This window comes from Pedobacter miscanthi (assembly GCF_032678605.1).
GTDB lineage: Bacteria > Bacteroidota > Bacteroidia > Sphingobacteriales > Sphingobacteriaceae > Pedobacter > Pedobacter miscanthi_A.
This window is the reverse complement of sequence record NZ_JAVTSU010000003.1, coordinates 184,922-205,254: the sequence shown is the minus strand read 5'-3', so window position 1 is coordinate 205,254 and position 20,333 is coordinate 184,922. Positions and strand designations below refer to the sequence as shown.

Sequence of the window (20,333 nt, the reverse complement as noted above, 5' to 3'; positions counted from 1 at the left end):
CAAGAAAAATTTGACAAAGAACTTTAAATTATACAGTCAATATTACGATTTACTCTATCAGGATAAGGATTATGAAAAGGAAGCTTTTTATATACATAACCTGATCCAAAGTTATGCCCCAAAAACAAAAAAAATTCTGGAATTAGGTTCTGGAACGGGAAAACATGCCAAATTGTTTTCAAATCTTGGGTATAGTATTTTAGGTATTGAGCAGAGTGCGGAAATGGCCGAAATTGCCCGGAAAAGTGCGGGTAATAATACAAGCTTTTTAATAGAAGATATAAGTGTGTTTAGGGTAAAAGACAAATTCGATACTGCATTATCTTTATTCCATGTAATCAGTTATTTAACAGAAAGCAGCACACTAATCAGAACATTCGAAAATGTCAACAATCATTTAAAACAAGGTGGCATTTTTATATTTGATGTTTGGCACAGCCCGGCTGTATACCACCAGGTTCCCCAAAAAAGAGAAAAAAAGCTTAGTAATAAAGTGATTGAAGTGAGCCGAAAAGCATCTCCTGTAATCAATACAGAAACCAATATTGTTGAAGTAATATACTACATAGAGGTAAAATCGAAAGTCACGGGAGAAATATTAAAGCTTACAGAAACGCATCCAATGCGTCATTTCAGTAAACCAGAAATTGAATTACTTGCTTACGCAACAGGGTTTGAAATCCTGCATTCTGAAGAGTTCTTAAGCAAAACAGAACCTTCAAAAGAAACATGGGGCGTTTGTTATGCGTTAAAAAAAAATAAAGATGTCTAAGCCTATTCCGGTAAATACCCCCCTGCTTAATGGAAATGAATTGAAATACGTTACAGAATGTATCAAAACAGGCTGGATTTCTAGTGAAGGTCCCTTTATCTCAAAGTTTGAAGTGGGTTTTAGCAATTACATCGGAATGCAACATGGCATTGCCGTTAGCAATGGTTCTGCAGCCTTAGATATAGCTATTAAAGCATTAAATATAACTAAGGGAGATGAGGTAATTATACCTGCATTTACAATTATCTCCCCCGCCCAATCAATAATAACTGCCGGAGCGCTACCAGTTTTGGTAGATAGTGATTCATTAACCTGGAATATAGACATTACACAGATTGAAGCCAAAATAACCTCCAGAACAAGGGCAATTTTAGTGGTACATATTTATGGCTTACCGGTTGATATGGATCCCGTAATTGAACTGGCAAAAAAATATAATCTGAAGATAATAGAAGATGCAGCTGAAATGCACGGGCAAACTTATAAAGGTAAAATGTGTGGCAGTTTCGGAGATATCAGTATCTTCAGTTTTTACCCTAATAAACACATTACTACTGGCGAAGGAGGTATGTTACTTACTAACAACGTTGAATTGGCAGAAAGATGCAGGAAATTAAGAAATCTTTGTTTTGAACCAAATGGACCTCGCTTCATTCACCATGAAATTGGTTGGAATTATCGGATGACCAATCTACAGGCAGCATTGGGCCTAGCCCAACTAGAACAAATTGATCATTTTATAAAGAAAAAAAGAGCCATGGGTGCTTTTTATCAAGCAGCGCTTTCTTCATTACGCACCCGGGGTTATCAGTTACCTCTCGAAAAAACCGATTTTAGCGAGAATATTTATTGGGTGTTTGGCCTTGTTTCCCCAAGTATAGAAGAGAAAAATAGAATAGTTGATCTTTTAACTGCAAGTAAAATCGGCACACGTCCTTTTTTTTGGTGTATGCACGAGCAGCCTGTGTTTCAAAAAATGGGCCTGTTTAAAAATGAAAGTTATCCTGTTGCCGAAAGGTTGGCAAGAAATGGCTTTTACCTTCCAAGTGGATTAGGATTAAGTAACGAAGATCAAAAGGTTGTAATTAAATGTATAAACTAAAAATAGGGATTCCCATCGCCGATTATGATCTACATGGAGGAGGAAGTTTTTCTTACCCTACTCAGTTAATTAACGCAGTAGATAACTATGAATTTAACGATCAGATAGAAATTGTATTTGTTGATTTTACAGGAAAAAAAGAAAATCTGTTCAAAAAAAAATTTTTAAGTTTCCATCCGTTTAAGAATCTTGGTTTTAAAGATTTTTTAAGAAAAACGATATTGGAAATGCTTAAAAGCCTGAAAATTTTTCAGGCTTATTTAGTAAAACTTGAAACAATACACTCAGCAAAAAGAAATAGGAATATTAAAAAAAAATTAGAAGACAATGATGTAAAATTGTTATTTAACATAACCCCTGGTGGCAATGAGTATAATTTCCCATTCATAACTATTCATTGGGATATTGGCCATAGATCAACCTTTATGTTCCCGGAGTTTGTAGAATCGCTTGAGTCGAGAGATTTTTTTTACGAAAATGCCCTTAAAAAAGCACTGTACATTTTGACAGAAACGGAAACAGGAAAAAAGGAACTATTAAGGTATACTACACTTAATGAAAGCAAAATTAGCGTGATGCCAATATTTGCAAGTTCTGTTATAAACATAAATTTAGATACAAAAATCCAACAAGCGTTTCTAAATAAAATTTCAGTTTCGCAAAAAAAATACTTTTTATATCCAGCTCAGTTCTGGGCACATAAAAACCATACACTTTTAATAGATGCTTTTAATAAAATTCCATTTAATGATTTTGGAATAAAGCTGGTTTTTACCGGCAGTGATAAAGGAAATCTTTCTTACATCAAAAAGTATGTACTAGAGCATAATCTGGAGCAATCCGTCATATTTTTGGGTTTCGTATCAAACGAAGAATTATACATATTATATAAAAACGCCTCTGCCCTGGTTATGCCAACTTACCTTGGCCCCTCTAATATGCCTCCCTTAGAGGCCGCAAATTTAGGCTGTCCTGTTATTATAAGCGACCTTGAAGGACATAGAGAAATTATGGGCGATTATGCCGAATATTTTCCACCTGGTGATGTTGAAACACTAAAACATAAACTCCTGATGGCTATCGAAGATCCTACGGAGCGAAAATACAAATTAAATACATTTAGCATTGATAATGCGATGAGGTGTTTAGAAATAGCACTTTTAAAAATTATAACTATTCGTAAAACATGGGAGAATTAGATATTCATCTTTCTTTTATTATAGTTACCAGAAATCGTTTAGATTTTCTTAAAATTACACTAACAAGGCTTATCCAAAATCTCAAAACAGGAGAAGAAATAGTTGTAGTGGATGGAAATAGCAATGACGGATCAAAAGAGTATCTTTTAGATCTTTTTAACGCCGGAAAAATCCATCAATTCATAAGCGAACCAGACCAAAACCAGGCACATGGTTGGAACAAGGCCATGTTGATGGCAAAGGGAAAAATAATCAAAAAGATTATTGATGATGACGTTTTCGATTATTCGACCATCCGTAGATGTGCAGAATACATGTTGGTTAACCCTACAGTTAATATAATAATCTCAAATGAATTAAATGCTTCTTTAAGCAATCATAATCAAATTTCGAAATCGACAAGGCTTATACAGTTTATGGCATGGAAAGAGCAAAAAACAGAATCTTTTACTTTTAGTGATGTACATATTTTAATCAGGAAATCTGTACTGCCCTATATCGGCTTATACAATACCAGCTTTGTGATGATGGATTGGGAATATGCACTGAGAATAAGTTTTCTAAAAACAAAAATCGTATATTTTACCGGCTACAATGCACTCTCAGTAGGGCACGAAGAATCTATATCGGCCAATAAAAATGCTAAGCTAGTGTACCAGCAAGGTGAAAGAGCCAGGTTAATATACAATTATGCAGGCGATGACAGAGAAATCACTTTATGGTCGAAATTGAAAATCAAAATAGGAAAGATATTATATGCTAAAAGTAATACAGAAAAGTATCCGGCGCACAAAATAAACATATCAGAGGTTTATGCCGATTTCTATTTAAAGATTGAAGAAATAAACAATCAGAACGAAGGTAAATTTATAGCTTAACACAGTCAGCCTAACCAGTTCTATGCTTCGCCATATTAGAAAATTATTTACTTCTATATATTGGAAAATATCCAACTTTATAATCCGTAACACTTTGTTTTCTGAGGTTAAAGTCTCAAAAAGATCTGATACAGATACTAAGGTCATTTCTTTTTCACTCTATGGTTATGATAAAAGATATTTTGATAATCTTGAGCTATGCATTAAGAGCTACAATAAAATATTTCCGGATTGGGTGATAAGGGTGTATATCGCATCCGATCTGCCAGACAGTGTGATTGATGTGCTCCGATATTACCATTGTGAGATTATAATTATGAAAGGTATTGGTATAGATTTTCGATATATGTACTGGCGTTTCTTACCGTTGGATGATAAAAATGTATCACATGTTATTATTCGTGACATTGATTCCCTAGCCTCGAATAGAGAGAAAATAATGGTCGATTTATGGTTAGCATCTGATAAAAACCTTCATATTATCAGAGATCACGAGTTGCATTGCTTTAAGATAATGGGTGGAATTTGGGGTATGAAAAGACATGAGGTTATTTATGGCATTAAAAAAAAGATGTTAGCTTACAACATGCAAAACAGATACGGAAGTGATTTATACTTTCTAGAAACTATTTATAAACAACACCTTAATGATATGTTTGTTAATGATGTTATTACACGGTTTCAAAATGAGAAGCCAATTATCATGCCACCTGAAAACGATTTTTATATCGGACAAATAAATCTGATTAACGCCTCTGCAAGCTCTAAAATAGCCAATGAGTAATCGAATACCTTCTTTAGACGGATTTAGAGCTATTTCCATCATTCTGGTAGTATTCAGTCATTGTAGATTTTTTAAAGACTTTCCGGCTTACCTATTTGATTTTGCACGACAATGTGATGTTGGTGTAACCGTTTTTTTCGTAATTAGTGGTTATTTAATAACTTCTTTGCTTATACGTGAATATAAAAATACAGGTAAAATTAATATCAAAGCCTTTTTTATAAGGAGAGCATTTAGGATAATACCCGTTTTTTTTCTTTACGTATGCTTTGTGTTATCAGTAAATAACAGTTTGCAATTAGGTGTTACAACAACAAATTTTCTCTATGCAATAACATTTACAGCTAATTTCGACCCAATGCCTAGTTGGTATTTGGGACATTTTTGGACACTCTCGATAGAGGAGCAGTTTTACCTTTTCTGGCCGGCGTTTTTCTTTCTTTTCAACAAAAATATAAAACTTATAGTTGTTCTACTCATTCTATACTCTTGCATAATAAGGGTTATAGTTTATAAATTCCATCCTGATACACTTTTTGTACTTTATGGCTTCTTTGTAAAATCTGATGCCATTATGATTGGGGCATTAGCCGCACTTTTAAATTTAAAAAGACTCCCATTTTTCTTAAAAAAAACAATGGTCAATTATAGCTTACAAATTGTAGCTATTCTACTCATTGCATTGTTTGTTTATAGTTCGGCCCACGGCAAACTTGGAATTATTGCCTTACCATTTGGCAATACAATAGTTTCAATATCAATAATGTATTTGTTGTTAAGCTATGTTGAACCCAAAGAAAATTATCTATTTAAAATTCTAAATAGCAAGATATTTATCCACATTGGTGTATTGTCTTATAGCATTTATATATGGCAACAGTTTTTTATTTTTCAGAATATCCATTTTCTTAACAGATTTCCTTATAATTTATTAACCATATATGTGATATCATTTATCTCTTACAATTTGTGGGAAAAGCCATTCTTAAAACTTAAAGATAAATTTATAAGCAGGTATAACTTAGCAGGTGTAACAGTTAAGCATAAAGTCGGTTAATGTAATGATTTTTTAAAAATATGATTTCTGTTATAGTTTGTTCAATTAACGATCAGCACTTTATTGCTTTCGAAACCAGCTTAAAGAATACAATTGGTATAGCACACGAAATTATAAGAATCGAAAATTCAATAACCGATTATTCGCTGGCTAAGGCTTACAATATTGGGGCTGAGCGTGCCTCTTATCCATTTTTATGTTTTGTGCATGAAGATGTATTGTTCAGGAATGAAAACTGGGGCATCGAACTAACTTCATTTTTAAAAACTACTCCTCAGGCCGGAGTAGTTGGCATTGCGGGTGCTACAGTAAAAACCCTAACGCCTAGCATTTGGGCCAACGGATTGTTTGATACAGATTATTATAATTTCATACAGTATTACAATAAAACTAATACTTCTGCCCATTTACAGTTTAAAAACACAAATGAAGACTATATAGAGGTTAAAACTCTTGACGGTGTATTTCTTTTTACGAAAAAGGAAACCTGGGCAGCAAATAAATTTGATGAAACCCTGGCTAAATTCCATTGTTATGATTTGGATTTTTGCATACAGGTAAGTCAGTCGAAAAAAAATTATGTAGCTTATACTATACTTTTAGAACACTTTAGTAATGGGAGCCTCAATGAAGACTGGGCGGAGGCTTCTATCCGCTTATCTGAAAAATGGAAACATCTACTTCCTTTAGGAAACCTAAGTAAGAACAAAATAATGGCGCTGGAATGGAAAAATAAAAAGGCTTTCTTTTACAGAATGAATATTCTCAAATATCCATACAGGCAAATCATCACCCAGTTCATCAAATGGAATTATTTTAAAAATTTCTCTTTAATAAATCATTTAGCTTTTGTGAAAGAATTGCTGGCACATAAATTAAATTCAAAATAGCGTGCAAAAAAGGCCTAAAGTTTATATAAAATGTCAAAATGGGATAGATTTTAATATCGCTATCAAAGATATTTTCAATGAAATTGAAGACCAGATTGAATTTATTGAAAGCGATGCCCCTGATTTTATTCTTTTTGGCCCCTACGGAAATCATTTCCCGCCAAAAGGCAAGTACATAAGAATCGGCTACTTTTGCGAAAATATAATTCCCGATCTTTCTATTTGCGAATGGGGATTTGGAATACCAAGAGAAGAAGAAATAAACAACCCACGATACAAAAGGATTCAGTGGCATGGTTTAAAGCCAGATACATTGGTAAAAAACTTATCAGATAACGATATTGATTTTATTATAAATCAAAAACAGCACTTCTGCAATTTTATCTATTCACACCCGGTTGCTTATCGGACACATTTTTTTAAAGAACTTTCAAAATACAAAAAAATAGATGCTCCCGGAAAATCGATGAATAACATGCCTTCTATTGACAAAAAATACAGCGGAAACATGTGGGAACGCAAAAGAGAATTTTTAAGTCAATATAAATTTACAATAGCATTCGAAAACTATGTTTACCCAGGCTACCAAACCGAAAAACTATACGATTCTATGCTTTGCAATAGCTTGCCTATTTATTGCGGAGATCCATTTGTTGGAGCAGTTTTTAATACCGATAGCTTTGTAAACATACCTGATTACTTAAACCTTTCAAACAGTTTCTGGATTGATTACATAGAAAAAAATGCCCAAATGACACTCACTGATATTCTGCCTCAGTTTCATAACAACCTAAAAAACAAGGCTACAAGAAAAGTAAAATCCATTGCAAGAAAGCTAAAAATGCAACTTCGGTTTAACCGGTTAAATTTCCAACCTGTAATAGAGCGCATTATTGAAATAGATCAAAATCAGGATTTATACATCAAATACCTTAAAAGCCCCTGGTTAAACCATAACAAGGTTTCAGAGCATCTTTCTTTAAAAAACCGCTGGTTAGAAATTTTTAATGGACATAATAAATAAGAAAGAAATTTCTGGTATACAGATTCTAAGGGGATTAGCATCATTAGCCGTAGTACTGTGCCATGCATCTTTTGCGCTAACGGCTTACCCCGCTCTATCTGGTTTTTTAATGAATGGCCAATTGGGCATCCATATTTTTTTCTTTATTAGTGGCTATATCGTTATCTATTCATTATTGAAAAATAAATATTCCGTTAAATATTTTTTTCACTTTCTGGCCAAGAGAAGTATTAGAATAGACCCAATGTACATTCTGACTATTTTTTTAACATTGGCTAGTTTTTGGGTATTTAGTTTCTTTCCTACTTTTAAGGGAAAAGCCATTCCATTTATCTTTCAGCAGTTTGCAGCACATTTGATTTATATAGTTCCATTTACAAAATGGCCCTTTTACAATCACGTATTTTGGACCTTGTGCATTGAATTTCAGTTTTACATTTTAATTGGTACACTTTATTTCGTAGTCAATAAATGGCCCTTTAAAGCAATCTTTATTATAGCTTTTAGCCTTTGCTGCTTTATAAATGTGCCCAACTCATATTATTTGCTAATCAATTACGCCCCAATTTTTGCAATGGGGATTGCGCTGATTGAATATCAAATGACTAAGAAAAACATTTATGCCATCTGTTTTATAGTTTGTGGGATTTTGACTTACCTGCATTTTGATCTGCTAACACTCGCACTCATCCTGGCATCAGCAGCAGTTGTTGTTTTAAACAAAAAGAAGTATTTGATATTAATTTTTTTCGGAAATATTTCTTATTCATTGTATTTGATACATCCATTGGTATTGCTTTATTTAAACGGCATAACCAGAAGGTTTTTGCCTCATTTATTGTCTTATCAATTAATAGTACTTATGATGCAATTGATATTTTCAATTGCGGTGGCTTATTTATTTTACTTTTTAATTGAAAAACCTTCTATTAAGTTATCTAAGAAAATTAAGATTAGCTCATAATGCATCAAGATTTGGTTTCGATAATTATTCCGATGTATAACTCAGAAAAATACGTGGCTGAGACCATTAAATCAGCAATTGATCAAACCTGGAAAAGCAAGGAAATTATTATTGTAGATGATGGCTCAACTGATCATTCTTTTGATATTGCCAATAAATTTTCTGAAAGCCGCCTTACCATCATAAGGCAAAAAAACAGTGGTGCTGCTGCAGCCAGAAATACCGGGTTAAAAAATGCTAACGGCAATTTTATTCAGTTTTTAGATGCTGATGACCTTTTAAGTGCTGATAAGATTGAGTTACAAATGACCGAAATTTGCGGATTTTCTGAAAAAATTTCATTATCAAACGCTGTACATTTTTTTGAAGATTCCGATCCTCTTGATTCTTCCCCAACTAAGGCCGATATGGAGTTGTTTAAAAGTAGCAAAAATCCATCAGATTTTCTATTGAATTTATTTGGCCGGACAGGTAATGGCGGCATTGTTCCCATTCATGCATGGCTTACACCAAGAGCACTATTAAATAAAGCAGGATATTGGGACGAAAGCCTTAGCCTTGATGATGATGGTGAATACTTTTGTCGCGTTGTTTTAGCTGCTAAAGAGGTAGTATATTTAGAAAATACCATTGCCTATTATAGGAAATATAAATCAAATAAAAGTTTATCTGCTCAGAATTCGTTTAAAGCTTTACAAAGTGCGTATAAAACCTTAATGCTAAAACAGAATTACTTTAGCATGGTTAAAAAAACAGATTTTTATGCAAAAACATTTGCCGCATCATATTACAAGCTCGGTATACAATGCTATCCCACCTACAAAACGCTAAGCAGGCTATGTATCAATCAGGCAATATTGTTGGATAAAAATTATAAAAACAACCAACAGTACATTGGAGGCAGAATTTCTAATTATCTTGCCAACAACATTAGCTGGAAATTAGTCAGATACATTCAAAATATTAAATCATTAATAAAATGATTGCGTTAATTACGAGTACATTAATTCCGGAAGCCCATTCTTTTTTCAGTGTAGAAGAGCGTTATAATCAAACCATTGATACCATAAATAATTTAAGAAGCGTTGGTTTTGAGCATATTTATCTAATAGACAATTCTGTTTCCAGGATAGATCAAAATCGATTAAAATCGAGTTTAGCCAATAAAATCAATATCATCTCTTCTTGTCAATATAACTTCGACAACAAAGGATTAAACGAGGCCTTGCTCATTCTAAATAATTTAATCCATCTTCCTGATCATCAGCCTATATTTAAAATCAGTGGCCGTTACTCTCCCACCAATCAGTTTAATGCAGCACTTCTTTTATCAGATTTAGCCGAAAAGGAAATCTTAGGCATTGGCAGCATTGGAAAAAGTGCCGATTCATATTTTAATACACGGGCTTACCTGGTAAATAACAAAAAACATTTAGAGATCATTCTGGTATTAGTTATACAAGAAATGATTGCTTATAGCAGGGGGATTAACGGTTTTAGAGGCTGGTTTAGGGCATTAAAAACAATGTTTACACCACAAATCGGCAGTCCCTTTCAAATCTCAATTGAGAATGCTTTTGCAAGGGTTTTAAATATAAAAGGTAATTACAAGCTTATAGAAAAAATTAATATTGAAGGATTTGTAGCCGGATCAAAAACTTTAACCTTTATATCAGAATAAGTGATAATAATAAATGACAAACCCGGACAACTTTGTAATCAACTATGGTCTTATGCACCGTTTATAGCTACTAGTTTAGAAAATAAAAATACTTTTATTACACTTTACTTTGAAGATAATTTTTATTTGTTCGAGGATTTGAATCGTTTTGAAAATATAAAATTCGGTTGGTTTAGAATAGGGAAAATTGATGTTTATTTAAGGAAAATCCTTCTAAGATATATTCGCATTATTCCTGATCGTGTCCTCAAAATCTTCAATATTCATATAGATAAAGTGAATTGGAAAGCGGAAAACTGGGAAGATAATTTAATCAGTAAAAAAAATAGCATCATTTTTCTTGGAGCTGGTTGCCACAAAAAAAATAATTTGTTTTTAACAAAATATCATTCTGAAATTACCCAAATTTTTGAGCCAAAAAAAATATATAAGCAAAAGGTCGATAATGAATTTCGCGAAAAATTTAAAAACTTCGATACAATTGTTGGGGTGCATATCAGGCGTGGGGATTATAAAAACTTTTTAGATGGAATTTATTATTTTGATGATAAAGTATATATAAGAGCTATTAAAGCAATTAAAAATCAATCAGATAATAGAAATAAAAAGGTAGTTTTTTTATTATGTTCAAATGAGGAGTTAGAATTAAATTTATATAATGATATTGATATTTTCCAGATTTCAGAACCGAATTCAATCGCAGATCTTTATGCCTTAAGTTGCTGCAATTATATTATCGGACCGCCGAGTACTTATTCTATGTGGGCCTCTTATTATGGAAATGTCCCTTTAAAATTCATTAAACATAATGACGAATCAATCCGTTTAGAAGATTTTAGTGAGATTATTGCGCAGGATACTTTTGCCAACGGAGATTTGTTGATACACGATGCAAATTAAACCTTTAAACATTTTTTATCAGGAACCAGATCCTGATAGGTGGATTAAATACGACCATTATCCCAGAAAATTCATTAGAAGGATTTTTAGAGGTAAACATAAGCCTGGCGGTGTAATGATGGTAGCCCTCCATCTAATGAAGGGGTTTGATAAAATAGGAATTCCCTATAGATTTAATGATTTCGCATACATCAAAAAACATCCCGAAGAAATTGCCTGTATCATTGGCAAACCTCAGGTTTTAGACAAATTCAAATGGAAGAATCCAATTATATTCGGCGCCGGAATTTTTTCGCACCCAATCGATTGCCCGAATTTATTAAGTCTTTATCCGGGTATAAAAAAAATAGTTGTTCCCGGCAAATGGATGAAAAAAGCATTTGATCCTTTCTTTGGCGAAGATAAAGTAGTTTCTTGGCCTGTTGGAATTGACACAGATCAATGGAGTATGGCATTAAAGACATCCGAATTGAGCACTGATTTTTTAATCTACGATAAAGTTCGGTGGTTGCATGACGAGTTTGAAAAAAGTTTAATTCATCCCATAAGAACTATACTATCAGATAAGGGCTTGTCTTTTGAAAAGATTAGATATGGCCATTATAATCATGCCGAATTAAAAGATAAATTATCGAGGTGCAAGGCTGTTATATTTCTGTGTGAACACGAAACTCAAGGATTGGCTTATCAGCAAATCTTAGCTACAGGCACACCAATTTTAGCTTGGGATAGAGGAGGATTTTGGCAAGATCCACATTATTTCCCTGATAAAGTAAAGTTTAGCCCTGTAAGTGCCGTACCCTATTGGAATAATCAATGTGGTTTAAAGTTTAATGGAATTGACGACTTTGAATCAGCATTAAATACCTTCATCATAGAGAACAAAAACAATACTTTTGCCCCGAGATCTTTTATTCTCGAAAATTTAACATTAGAAATTTGTGCTAAAAAATATCTGGACATTTTTAATGCGGTAAATCCATGAGAATTCTCTTAATTATGGATCCGGGAATTGCTGTACCTCCCCCTAATTACGGAGGGCATGAGAGATTGGTACACATGTTTGCCGAAGAATATACTAGATTAGGGCATGAAGTAACATTACTTGCCGGGCCAGATTCTAAAATCTCTGGTCAAACGATTACATTTGGCATTAATAACCTGCAACGTTCTAAATTCCAAAAACTTAAAGAATTATTTAAGGCTTGGAAATATCTTTTTAGCAATCGAAACAACTTTGAGTTAATTCATAATTTTGGACGCCTAGCTTATTTGATTCCCATTTTAAACAGTCCAGCAAAAAAGATAATGACTTATGGAAGACCTGTTTCTAAAAAAGGAATTAAAATAGTCACCGCTCTTCCGAACCAAAATCTGATTTTTACAGCCTGCAGTAATTATTGTGTTTCAACAGGTAATGTAGCAGGACGCTGGGAAACTGTTTATAACGCTATAGATTTTTCAAAATACAATCTGGTTCAACAAGTGAATCGTGATGCCCCACTGATATTCTTAGGAAGAATGGATAAGATCAAAGGCTTGCATACAGCTATAGAAGTTGCACTTGAAACGGAAAATATACTTTTAATTGGAGGAAACATTCCAAATACTGCCGATAATTTGAATTATTTCAAAGAGCATGTCGAACCAAAATTTGATGGCAAACAAATTATTTATCTTGGTCCACTAAATGATGAGCAGAAAAATCATTATTTGGGCCAGGCAAAAGCGCTGCTATTCCCAATTGAATGGGACGAGCCTTTCGGCATGGTGATGGTAGAAGCCATGGCTTGCGGCACTCCCGTTATCGGATTTAAAAGAGGTTCAGTAAATGAAGTAATTACCAATGGCAAAAATGGCTTTATTGTAGAAAACAAAGAAGCGATGATTCAGACCCTTCAAAAAATTATAGCTATTGATCGACCTGCTTGCAGAACATTTACCCTTAGCAAGTTCGATGTATCAATTATTGCCAAACACTATTTAAATCTATAATATGTTTAAAAAGCTAGTATCCAAATTGATGCCTGCAAAGTTTATTCAAAAGCTAAAGGATGATTTAGGGGTACCTTCGCAAAGAAAAAGTTTACAATCGCTCAAAAAACTGGGCTTTTCTCCCAATTATGTTCTAGAAATCGGAGCTTATGAAGGAAACTGGGCAATAGAATTCAATCAAATATTTCCTGACTCTAAAATCATGATGATTGAAGGTCAACTTCAAAAACAGGAAATATTATTGCAAAGGAAAAAACAGCTGCCAAACTCAGAAGTTAAAATTGCGTTATTAGGTGCTGAAAATAAGTCTGTTGAATTCAATATATACGAGACAGCCAGTTCTGTATTTAAGGAAGATAATGAAACAGGAGCGTCAATACAAGAGATAGAACTACAGCTTCTAGATGATATTTTGTCGCCCACTGCTTTTTATAAACCAGACTTCATCAAGATAGATACTCAGGGATTTGAACTGGAAATTCTTAAACAAGCTGCAAAAACACTACAATTTACCAAGGCCGTTCTTTTAGAAGTATCATTTCTCAATATCTATAAAGGCGCACCCCTGGCAGCTGAAATAATTGCTTTCATGGAAAAAAATAATTTTGTGATTTATGATATTTGTTCACTGATGAGACGGCCTTATGATAAAGCATTATTCCAATCAGATTTTCTTTTTTTACAGAAAGATTTTTACCTGAGGACATCAACCAGATGGGCCTAGTACAAAAAATTGTGCTTGTTACCTCCGGCCAGCCTTCGCTCAACCCTCGTTTGGTAAAAGAAGCTGATGCACTTGCCCATGCTGGCTATGAAGTTCTTGTTATTTATCAGTATTGGAATGATTGGGGAACCCAATTGGACATAGAATTATTAAAACAAAAAAAATGGAATTCAATTAGAATTGGGGGAAATCCAAAAACAAACAAATTGATATATTGGAAAAGCAGAATAATGCATAAAATTGCCAATATACTAGCAGCCAGGTTTGGTTATAATTATGCTTTGGCTGAGCAAAGTATTACAAGAGGCTGCGTAAATCTTATTTGTAAGGCAAAAAAACTAAAAGCTGATTTATATATCGCACATAATCTCGGAGCGCTACCAGCAGCTGTATTGGCAGCTAAAAAGTATCATGGCAAATGTGGTTTTGATGCTGAAGATTTTCACAGACAAGAGGTTACCAACGATAATAATGCATGGGATTTTAAACTTAAAAAGTTTATTGAAGATAAATACTTTCCCAAAATTGATTATCTGACTACTGCAAGTCCCTTAATAACCGAAAAGTATGAGAGACTTTATCCTTTAATCAATCCAAAAACGATTCTGAATGTCTTCCCTTATGAAAAAAACTTATTAGAAAAAAATGGAGAAAAGCTCAAACTATTTTGGTTTTCTCAAACGATTGGGGGAAATAGGGGGCTAGAACAGATCATCAGTTCTTTAGCCTATCAAGATAATATAGAGCTCCACCTCCTTGGCTATAGTGAAGTATCAACACAGCAATATTTCAATCAGCTTGCTAAAAAAAATTTCTATAAGTCGGAGAACATTTTTTATTATAATCCAATACCTCCAGATGAAATAATTAAACTAGCATCCCAATTTGATATTGGTTTAGCAACCGAAACAGGTGTACCGTTAAACCGGGATATCTGCTTAACAAACAAAATTTTCACATATATACAATCTGGCCTTTCCCTAATCGTTTCAGACACAACCGCTCAAAAACAATTATTAGAAGAATACCCAGATATGGGTATGGTCTATAAAAAAAACAATCCTGATTCTCTGGCCCAGGTACTTCAAGCTTATATTAATGACCAGGCTTTATTATTAAAGCATCAGCAACAAGCTTATCAATACGCAGAAAAAATACTTAACTGGGAAGTTGAAAAAGAAAAATTTCTATCCGTCATTAAAAAAACACTTGATGCTTAAAATCTTCAGTTATTACTCCGCTATTAGTGTAATAAAAAAAGAGAAATAAAATTGAAAAAGGTTCTTATCATTTCTCCATACTTCCCACCGTCAAATGCCGCAGATATGCAACGCGTAAGGATGAGTTTGCCCTATTTTAAGGAATATGGCTGGGAGCCAGAACTGGTTGTTGCCGAAGAAATTTATAGTGATATGATTAAGGATTCGCTACTTTTGGATTCTATCCCAAAAGATATACAAGTGCATCAAGTAAAAGCTTTTTCAAAAAAATGGACCAGCAAATTTGGATTAGGAAGCATTGCTTTAAGGTCTTTATTTTTTTATAGAAAAAAGGTAAATGAACTTTTAAGAGATAAACATTTTGATCTAATCTACTTTTCAACAACCCAATTTCCAGTCTGCATTTTGGGGCCATTTTGGAAAAAAAAATTCGGCATTCCTTATGTAATTGATATTCAAGATCAATGGCATTCGGAGTATTATCAGGATAAACCAAAATCCGAACGCCCTAAAAAATATTGGTTCTCTTATCGGCTAAATAAATATTTAGAGCCAATAGCCATGCGAAATGTAGATGGTTTAATCAGTGTGTCAGAAGCATACATTAACACATTAAAAACCAGATACCCTAAGTTGGTTAACAAACCATGCAGCACTATAACATTTGGCGCACACCAACTCGATTTTAATATTGCAAAACAAAATTCATCTTTATCTGAGTCTGTATACAATAGGGACAATGGAAAAATTAATCTGGTTTATATTGGCCGGGGTGGCTTTGATATGCAACAATCAGTGAGTTTATTATTAAAAGTCTTTAAAAAAGGAATAGATCAAAATGCAGATGGATTTAAAAATATCCATTTTCATTTTATTGGGACCAGCTATGCACCAAAAGGAAGTGGTATACCAACACTTATGCCTATTGCAAAGAATTTAGGACTTACAGATTATGTTACTGAATATACAGATCGAATTGGCTATTATCAAAGTATAGATCATTTACTACATGCTGATGGTTTAATTGTTTTAGGGTCAAATGATCCTGATTATACAGCCTCCAAGCTTTATCCTTACATTTTAGCAAAAAAAAACTTATTGGCTATTTTACATCTAAAAAGTAGTGCTGCCCAAATACTTGAAGAATGCAATGCCGGCTTATTAATTCCTTTAGATAGCGATGCAGATCGAGCGTTTGATGCACTTAAATCTTATCTTAACAAAGTAAAACTGAAAGTTACACCATCAACTAAATGGCAGGAATTTGAAAAATATAGGTCAGACTATTTGACCAAAAAACAAGTTAATCTTTTTAATAGTATAATATCGACTAACTAGCTTGAAAAAACTAGCCATCATTACTACCCATCCAATCCAATATTATGCACCGGTTTTTAAACTGTTGGCCAAAAAAACACAACTAAAAGTATTTTATACCTGGGGTGAACAATCGATGGTTAAATACGACAAGGGGTTTGCCAAACAAATAGAATGGGATATACCTTTGTTAGATGGATATGACTATCAGTTTTTAGCAAATACTTCAAAAGATCCTGGAACACACCATTTCAATGGCATTATTAACCCGGGTTTGGTAAGTGCAGTTCAAGATTTTGAGCCAAATGCAATCTTAATTTACGGTTGGGCCTGGAAAAGTCATTTAAAAGCTTTGCGGTTTTTTAAAGGTAAAATCCCAATCTATTTCAGGGGCGATTCTACCTTACTCGATCAGCAGAATAACTTTAAAAACTTGTTGAGGAAAATTTTTCTTAAATGGATTTACAGCCATGTTGATAAAGCTTTTTATGTAGGTAGTACTAATAAAAATTATTATAGTCAATTTGGTTTAAAAGAAAAACAGTTGATTTTTGCACCGCATGCTATAGACAATAACAGATTTGAAAAAATTGATCAGCAGGAAACGATCAAAATAAGAAAAAAACTATCCATTGGAGCAGACAGTATCCTTATTCTTTTTGCAGGCAAATTAGAACCTAAAAAAGCACCTGACTTATTATTAAAAGCTTTAAAAAAACTTGCAAATCCTAATCTTCAACTGTTATTTGTAGGTAATGGACAATTGCAAAAAGAATTAAAAACAACTGCTGGTAATTTTTCTAATATCCATTTCATGGATTTTCAAAATCAAAGTAAAATGCCTGCCATTTATCAAGCCTGCGACTTATTTTGTTTGCCTTCTAAAGGTCCGAATGAAACTTGGGGCTTAGCTGTTAATGAAGCCATGGCAGCCGGAAAAGCGATTTTGGTTTCTACAAAGGTGGGCTGTGCAGTAGATTTGGTTAAACCAGGAATAAATGGAGAGGTATTTAAATCGAATGATTTGGACGATCTTATGCAAAAATTAACAGAATTAGCAGAAAGTAAAGAAAAATTAACAAAAATGGGAATCCAGTCCCAACAGATCATCCAAAACTGGTCATTCGAAAAACAAGTGGAAGCCATTGTAAATACTTTTTATAATAAAAATGCAAAATAATACCCCAACCAGACTTATTTTAACCCTGTACGTTCCTGTTCTGGTTTGTTATTTATTAATCAATAGTCCAATTATATCATATTTTGTAGCCTGGTTCGGCTCACTCTTCATCTTTTATACTACTATACTATCTCCTGCTGCCATTATTAATCAGGATTTGCCTATCCACAAGCAAATTATGCGGCCTATATTTCTTACACAGCTTATTTTTGCCGGCTTTATGTGCACCACCTCTATATTCTATTTTATGGATCATTTGGGTTATCGGTATTTAACTGAAGTTAATTATGGGGCACAATTTAAAGAAAGTGAACAAACCGCACTCATTGCCAGTTGCCAGCGTATGAGTTTACTAGCCCACGCAGCACTTGTTACTGGTATGCTATTGGTTCAAAAAAATAACATCATTATTAAGAGTGTAAAAACTTTTGAAGATGACGATTTTTTAATCTGGCTCGGCATTATCGTTTTCGGGATTGGTTCATTAGCTCAACGTTTTTCAGGACTTAGCCAAATTGCCCTCCCACTTACTTTGGTCGGAATCTCTTGTGCTGCAGTATTATTTGTTAAAGGCTTCAATACCAAAAACATTAAATATCTCGGTATAGGTGCCACAATTTTCATACTCAACTTCATACACGCATCATTATCTGGCTATAAGGAACCAATTATCATCAACATTATCGTAATTGCCTGTGTATTTTTTCCTTATTACAAGAAATTAATACTCTACGCAGCAATCCCTGTAGCTTATGTTTTGCTTTACTTTTTGCCAACCTATAACAATACCGTAAGACAGAGCTGGAGCGGTGAGGTAAGCGCTGAAGAAGCACAAAATCAGGCATTTGAAAATTTAAATTCTAAAAACGAAGAACAAATAGAAGATACCAATTGGGGCTTTCTCACCAGAAGGTTAAGTGAAATTGAAATGTTTACGCAATTTGTAGATTTCGTACCCAATCATCATCCTTATTATGATTGGGAAATTGTAGAAAATTCATTGGAAGGGCTGGTTCCCAGGATTTTTTGGGCAGGAAAGCCCAACATGGAAACGGTATCGATGCAAAGAGTGTATGATGCAGGTGTGGCACATCAAATGTCAACAGTTTCGGCAAAAACCCGCCCGGTGGTAGATGCATACTTAAGCTTTGGTATTATAGGTGTATTTTTATTCATGCTCCTATATGGGATGCTTGTACAACATTTTTCTGATCTGGCAGAAAGTTTATTCGGCGGCTACGAACTCGGCTGTGTAATTATGTTCAATAGTATTTTTCAGGGACTCTGGAGAGGGAACAACTTTGAATTTATGTTCAATAATATTTTTTGGGGTTATGTAATTATGTGGTTTCTGTTTTACCTGCTCAGAACCATTAAAGTATTAAAACCCACATTCGACTAATTCTAAAAATTGAAAGTCATACACATCACAGCGTCTTATAAACCGGCCTACATTTACGGAGGGCCGATACAAAGTGTCGCCAAACTGTGCGAAGCGCTAACAGGGCTTAGTGACAAGCAATTAGCAGTTGGCGGTAATGAGATTATTGTAAATAACATTCAGGTATTAACGACAACAGCTAACGGGAAAAAAGAACTCGACGTAAAAACTGGTAAGCCGGTTTCAATGGACGGTGTATCTGTTACCTATTTTAAGCGCTGGACAAAAGATCACAGCCATTTTTCGCCACAATTATTGTGGACGTTAAGGAGAAAGGTCCGTCGTTACGTTCAGGATGACAAACATATTGAAATTTCAAACTCTAAACTCATTATCCACATCCATGCCTGGTGGAATTTGGTTTCGGTATTGAGTTGCCTGATCGCTAAATGGTATAAAATACCTGTGATTCTATCTCCTCGTGGCATGCTTACCTCCTACTCTTTTGGTAACCGGAATTCGTTTTCAAAAAAGCTCATACACAAATTATTAGGAAAACGTTTATTAAAATATTGCCATATCCACGCCACAAGTGAACAAGAGAAACAAGATATCCTCAAAATAATTACGCCTAAAAGCATCACTATCGTCCCTAATCTGGTCAATTTCCCCTTATCCATTTCCAGTTTGCAATCATCAACCGATAATATATTTCGGTTAATCTTTCTTTCCCGCATTGAAGAAAAAAAGGGACTTGAATTACTTTTTGAAGCTTTGAGTCTGATTGAGGTTCCATGGCAATTAATCATCGCCGGTATGGGAAAAGAGGAATATGTAGAAAACCTGAAACGTAAAGCCGAAAAGCTTAAGCTTAGTAACAAGATCAAATGGTTTGGCCTGGTGAGTAAGGAAGATAAATTTAATTTAATGGCAGATCACGATTTAACTGTTCTCACTTCTTACAATGAAAATTTTGCCAATGTAGTAGTCGAAAGTTTAAGTGTAGGCACACCAGTTTTAATAAGCAAGAATGTTGGTTTAGCTGATTATGTAGCCGATAAAAACCTGGGATGGGTTACGGGCCTGGGTATTGAAGAAATCAGAATAGGAATTGTTTCAGCTTATCAGGACATTAAAAAAAGGAATGAAATCAGAACTTCGGCTCTCAAAATAATTAGTCATGATTTTAATGATGATGCACTCATTAAAAAATATGTTAAATTTTATAAGGATATCTTAGTTCAGGCTAGTGCTAAGCTTTAAAA

General features: G+C 33.9%; 20 protein-coding genes. All 20 read left to right on the top strand.

Going from position 1 to position 20,333, the window contains the following annotated elements; all coding sequences use genetic code 11:
- The first annotated feature begins 10 nt into the window (after positions 1-10).
- The 20 genes from R2R28_RS05975 to R2R28_RS05880 all read left to right on the top strand — a co-directional run bounded on the left by R2R28_RS05975 (position 11) and on the right by R2R28_RS05880 (position 20,331).
- The gene (locus R2R28_RS05975) at positions 11-772 is read left to right on the top strand and encodes a class I SAM-dependent methyltransferase (protein WP_316824799.1); all 762 of its coding nucleotides are present in this window, start codon (positions 11-13) and stop codon (positions 770-772) included.
- Positions 765-1,874, top strand: a complete 1,110-nt coding sequence (locus R2R28_RS05970) for a DegT/DnrJ/EryC1/StrS family aminotransferase (RefSeq protein ID WP_316824798.1) — start codon at positions 765-767, stop codon at positions 1,872-1,874. Before R2R28_RS05975 ends, R2R28_RS05970 begins: the two co-directional genes overlap by 8 nt.
- The gene (locus R2R28_RS05965; protein ID WP_316824797.1) at positions 1,862-3,073 is read left to right on the top strand and encodes a glycosyltransferase family 1 protein; all 1,212 of its coding nucleotides are present in this window, start codon (positions 1,862-1,864) and stop codon (positions 3,071-3,073) included. Before R2R28_RS05970 ends, R2R28_RS05965 begins: the two co-directional genes overlap by 13 nt.
- Positions 3,061-3,951: a glycosyltransferase gene (locus tag R2R28_RS05960; protein ID WP_316824796.1), complete on the top strand. Its 891-nt coding sequence runs from the start codon at positions 3,061-3,063 to the stop codon at positions 3,949-3,951. Before R2R28_RS05965 ends, R2R28_RS05960 begins: the two co-directional genes overlap by 13 nt.
- A 316-nt stretch (positions 3,952-4,267) precedes the next feature.
- Positions 4,268-4,735: a hypothetical protein gene (locus R2R28_RS05955; protein ID WP_316824795.1), complete on the top strand. Its 468-nt coding sequence runs from the start codon at positions 4,268-4,270 to the stop codon at positions 4,733-4,735.
- Positions 4,728-5,792 carry an acyltransferase gene (locus R2R28_RS05950; protein ID WP_316824794.1) on the top strand — a complete coding sequence of 355 codons (1,065 nt, stop codon included), beginning with the start codon at positions 4,728-4,730 and terminating at the stop codon, positions 5,790-5,792. Before R2R28_RS05955 ends, R2R28_RS05950 begins: the two co-directional genes overlap by 8 nt.
- 20 nt (positions 5,793-5,812) lie before the next feature.
- Entirely contained in the window at positions 5,813-6,682 is an 870-nt protein-coding gene (locus R2R28_RS05945) for a glycosyltransferase (protein ID WP_316824793.1), read from the top strand.
- 1 nt (position 6,683) lies between these two features.
- The gene (locus R2R28_RS05940) at positions 6,684-7,706 is read left to right on the top strand and encodes a glycosyltransferase family 10 domain-containing protein (protein WP_316824792.1); all 1,023 of its coding nucleotides are present in this window, start codon (positions 6,684-6,686) and stop codon (positions 7,704-7,706) included.
- On the top strand, positions 7,690-8,670 hold the full coding sequence (locus R2R28_RS05935) for an acyltransferase (RefSeq protein ID WP_316824791.1): 981 nt from the start codon (positions 7,690-7,692) through the stop codon (positions 8,668-8,670). Before R2R28_RS05940 ends, R2R28_RS05935 begins: the two co-directional genes overlap by 17 nt.
- Positions 8,670-9,653, top strand: a complete 984-nt coding sequence (locus R2R28_RS05930; RefSeq protein ID WP_316824790.1) for a glycosyltransferase family 2 protein — start codon at positions 8,670-8,672, stop codon at positions 9,651-9,653. The genes R2R28_RS05935 and R2R28_RS05930 overlap by 1 nt, the downstream gene beginning before the upstream one ends.
- The gene (locus R2R28_RS05925; RefSeq protein ID WP_316824789.1) at positions 9,650-10,351 is read left to right on the top strand and encodes a hypothetical protein; all 702 of its coding nucleotides are present in this window, start codon (positions 9,650-9,652) and stop codon (positions 10,349-10,351) included. The genes R2R28_RS05930 and R2R28_RS05925 overlap by 4 nt, the downstream gene beginning before the upstream one ends.
- On the top strand, positions 10,352-11,251 hold the full coding sequence (locus tag R2R28_RS05920; RefSeq protein WP_316824788.1) for an alpha-1,2-fucosyltransferase: 900 nt from the start codon (positions 10,352-10,354) through the stop codon (positions 11,249-11,251).
- Positions 11,241-12,236, top strand: coding sequence for a hypothetical protein (locus R2R28_RS05915; RefSeq protein ID WP_316824787.1), 996 nt, complete (start codon positions 11,241-11,243; stop codon positions 12,234-12,236). Before R2R28_RS05920 ends, R2R28_RS05915 begins: the two co-directional genes overlap by 11 nt.
- On the top strand, positions 12,233-13,246 hold the full coding sequence (locus R2R28_RS05910) for a glycosyltransferase (RefSeq protein WP_316824786.1): 1,014 nt from the start codon (positions 12,233-12,235) through the stop codon (positions 13,244-13,246). The genes R2R28_RS05915 and R2R28_RS05910 overlap by 4 nt, the downstream gene beginning before the upstream one ends.
- Before the next feature lies 1 nt (position 13,247).
- Entirely contained in the window at positions 13,248-13,970 is a 723-nt protein-coding gene (locus R2R28_RS05905) for an FkbM family methyltransferase (RefSeq protein ID WP_316824785.1), read from the top strand.
- Positions 13,961-15,190 (top strand): hypothetical protein, encoded by a 1,230-nt coding sequence (locus R2R28_RS05900; RefSeq protein ID WP_316824784.1) that lies wholly within the window; start codon positions 13,961-13,963, stop codon positions 15,188-15,190. Before R2R28_RS05905 ends, R2R28_RS05900 begins: the two co-directional genes overlap by 10 nt.
- A gap of 51 nt (positions 15,191-15,241) precedes the next feature.
- A complete protein-coding gene (locus tag R2R28_RS05895; RefSeq protein ID WP_316824783.1) occupies positions 15,242-16,528 on the top strand; it encodes a hypothetical protein in 1,287 nt (428 codons plus the stop codon).
- Position 16,529: 1 nt separating this feature from the next.
- Positions 16,530-17,687 carry a glycosyltransferase family 4 protein gene (locus R2R28_RS05890; protein ID WP_316824782.1) on the top strand — a complete coding sequence of 386 codons (1,158 nt, stop codon included), beginning with the start codon at positions 16,530-16,532 and terminating at the stop codon, positions 17,685-17,687.
- Complete coding sequence (locus tag R2R28_RS05885; RefSeq protein WP_316824781.1) at positions 17,677-19,089, top strand: exosortase Y-associated Wzy-like protein; 1,413 nt, start codon at positions 17,677-17,679, stop codon at positions 19,087-19,089. The genes R2R28_RS05890 and R2R28_RS05885 overlap by 11 nt, the downstream gene beginning before the upstream one ends.
- A 9-nt stretch (positions 19,090-19,098) precedes the next feature.
- Positions 19,099-20,331 carry an XrtY-associated glycosyltransferase XYAG1 gene (locus tag R2R28_RS05880; RefSeq protein ID WP_316824780.1) on the top strand — a complete coding sequence of 411 codons (1,233 nt, stop codon included), beginning with the start codon at positions 19,099-19,101 and terminating at the stop codon, positions 20,329-20,331.
- Positions 20,332-20,333 lie beyond the last annotated feature (2 nt).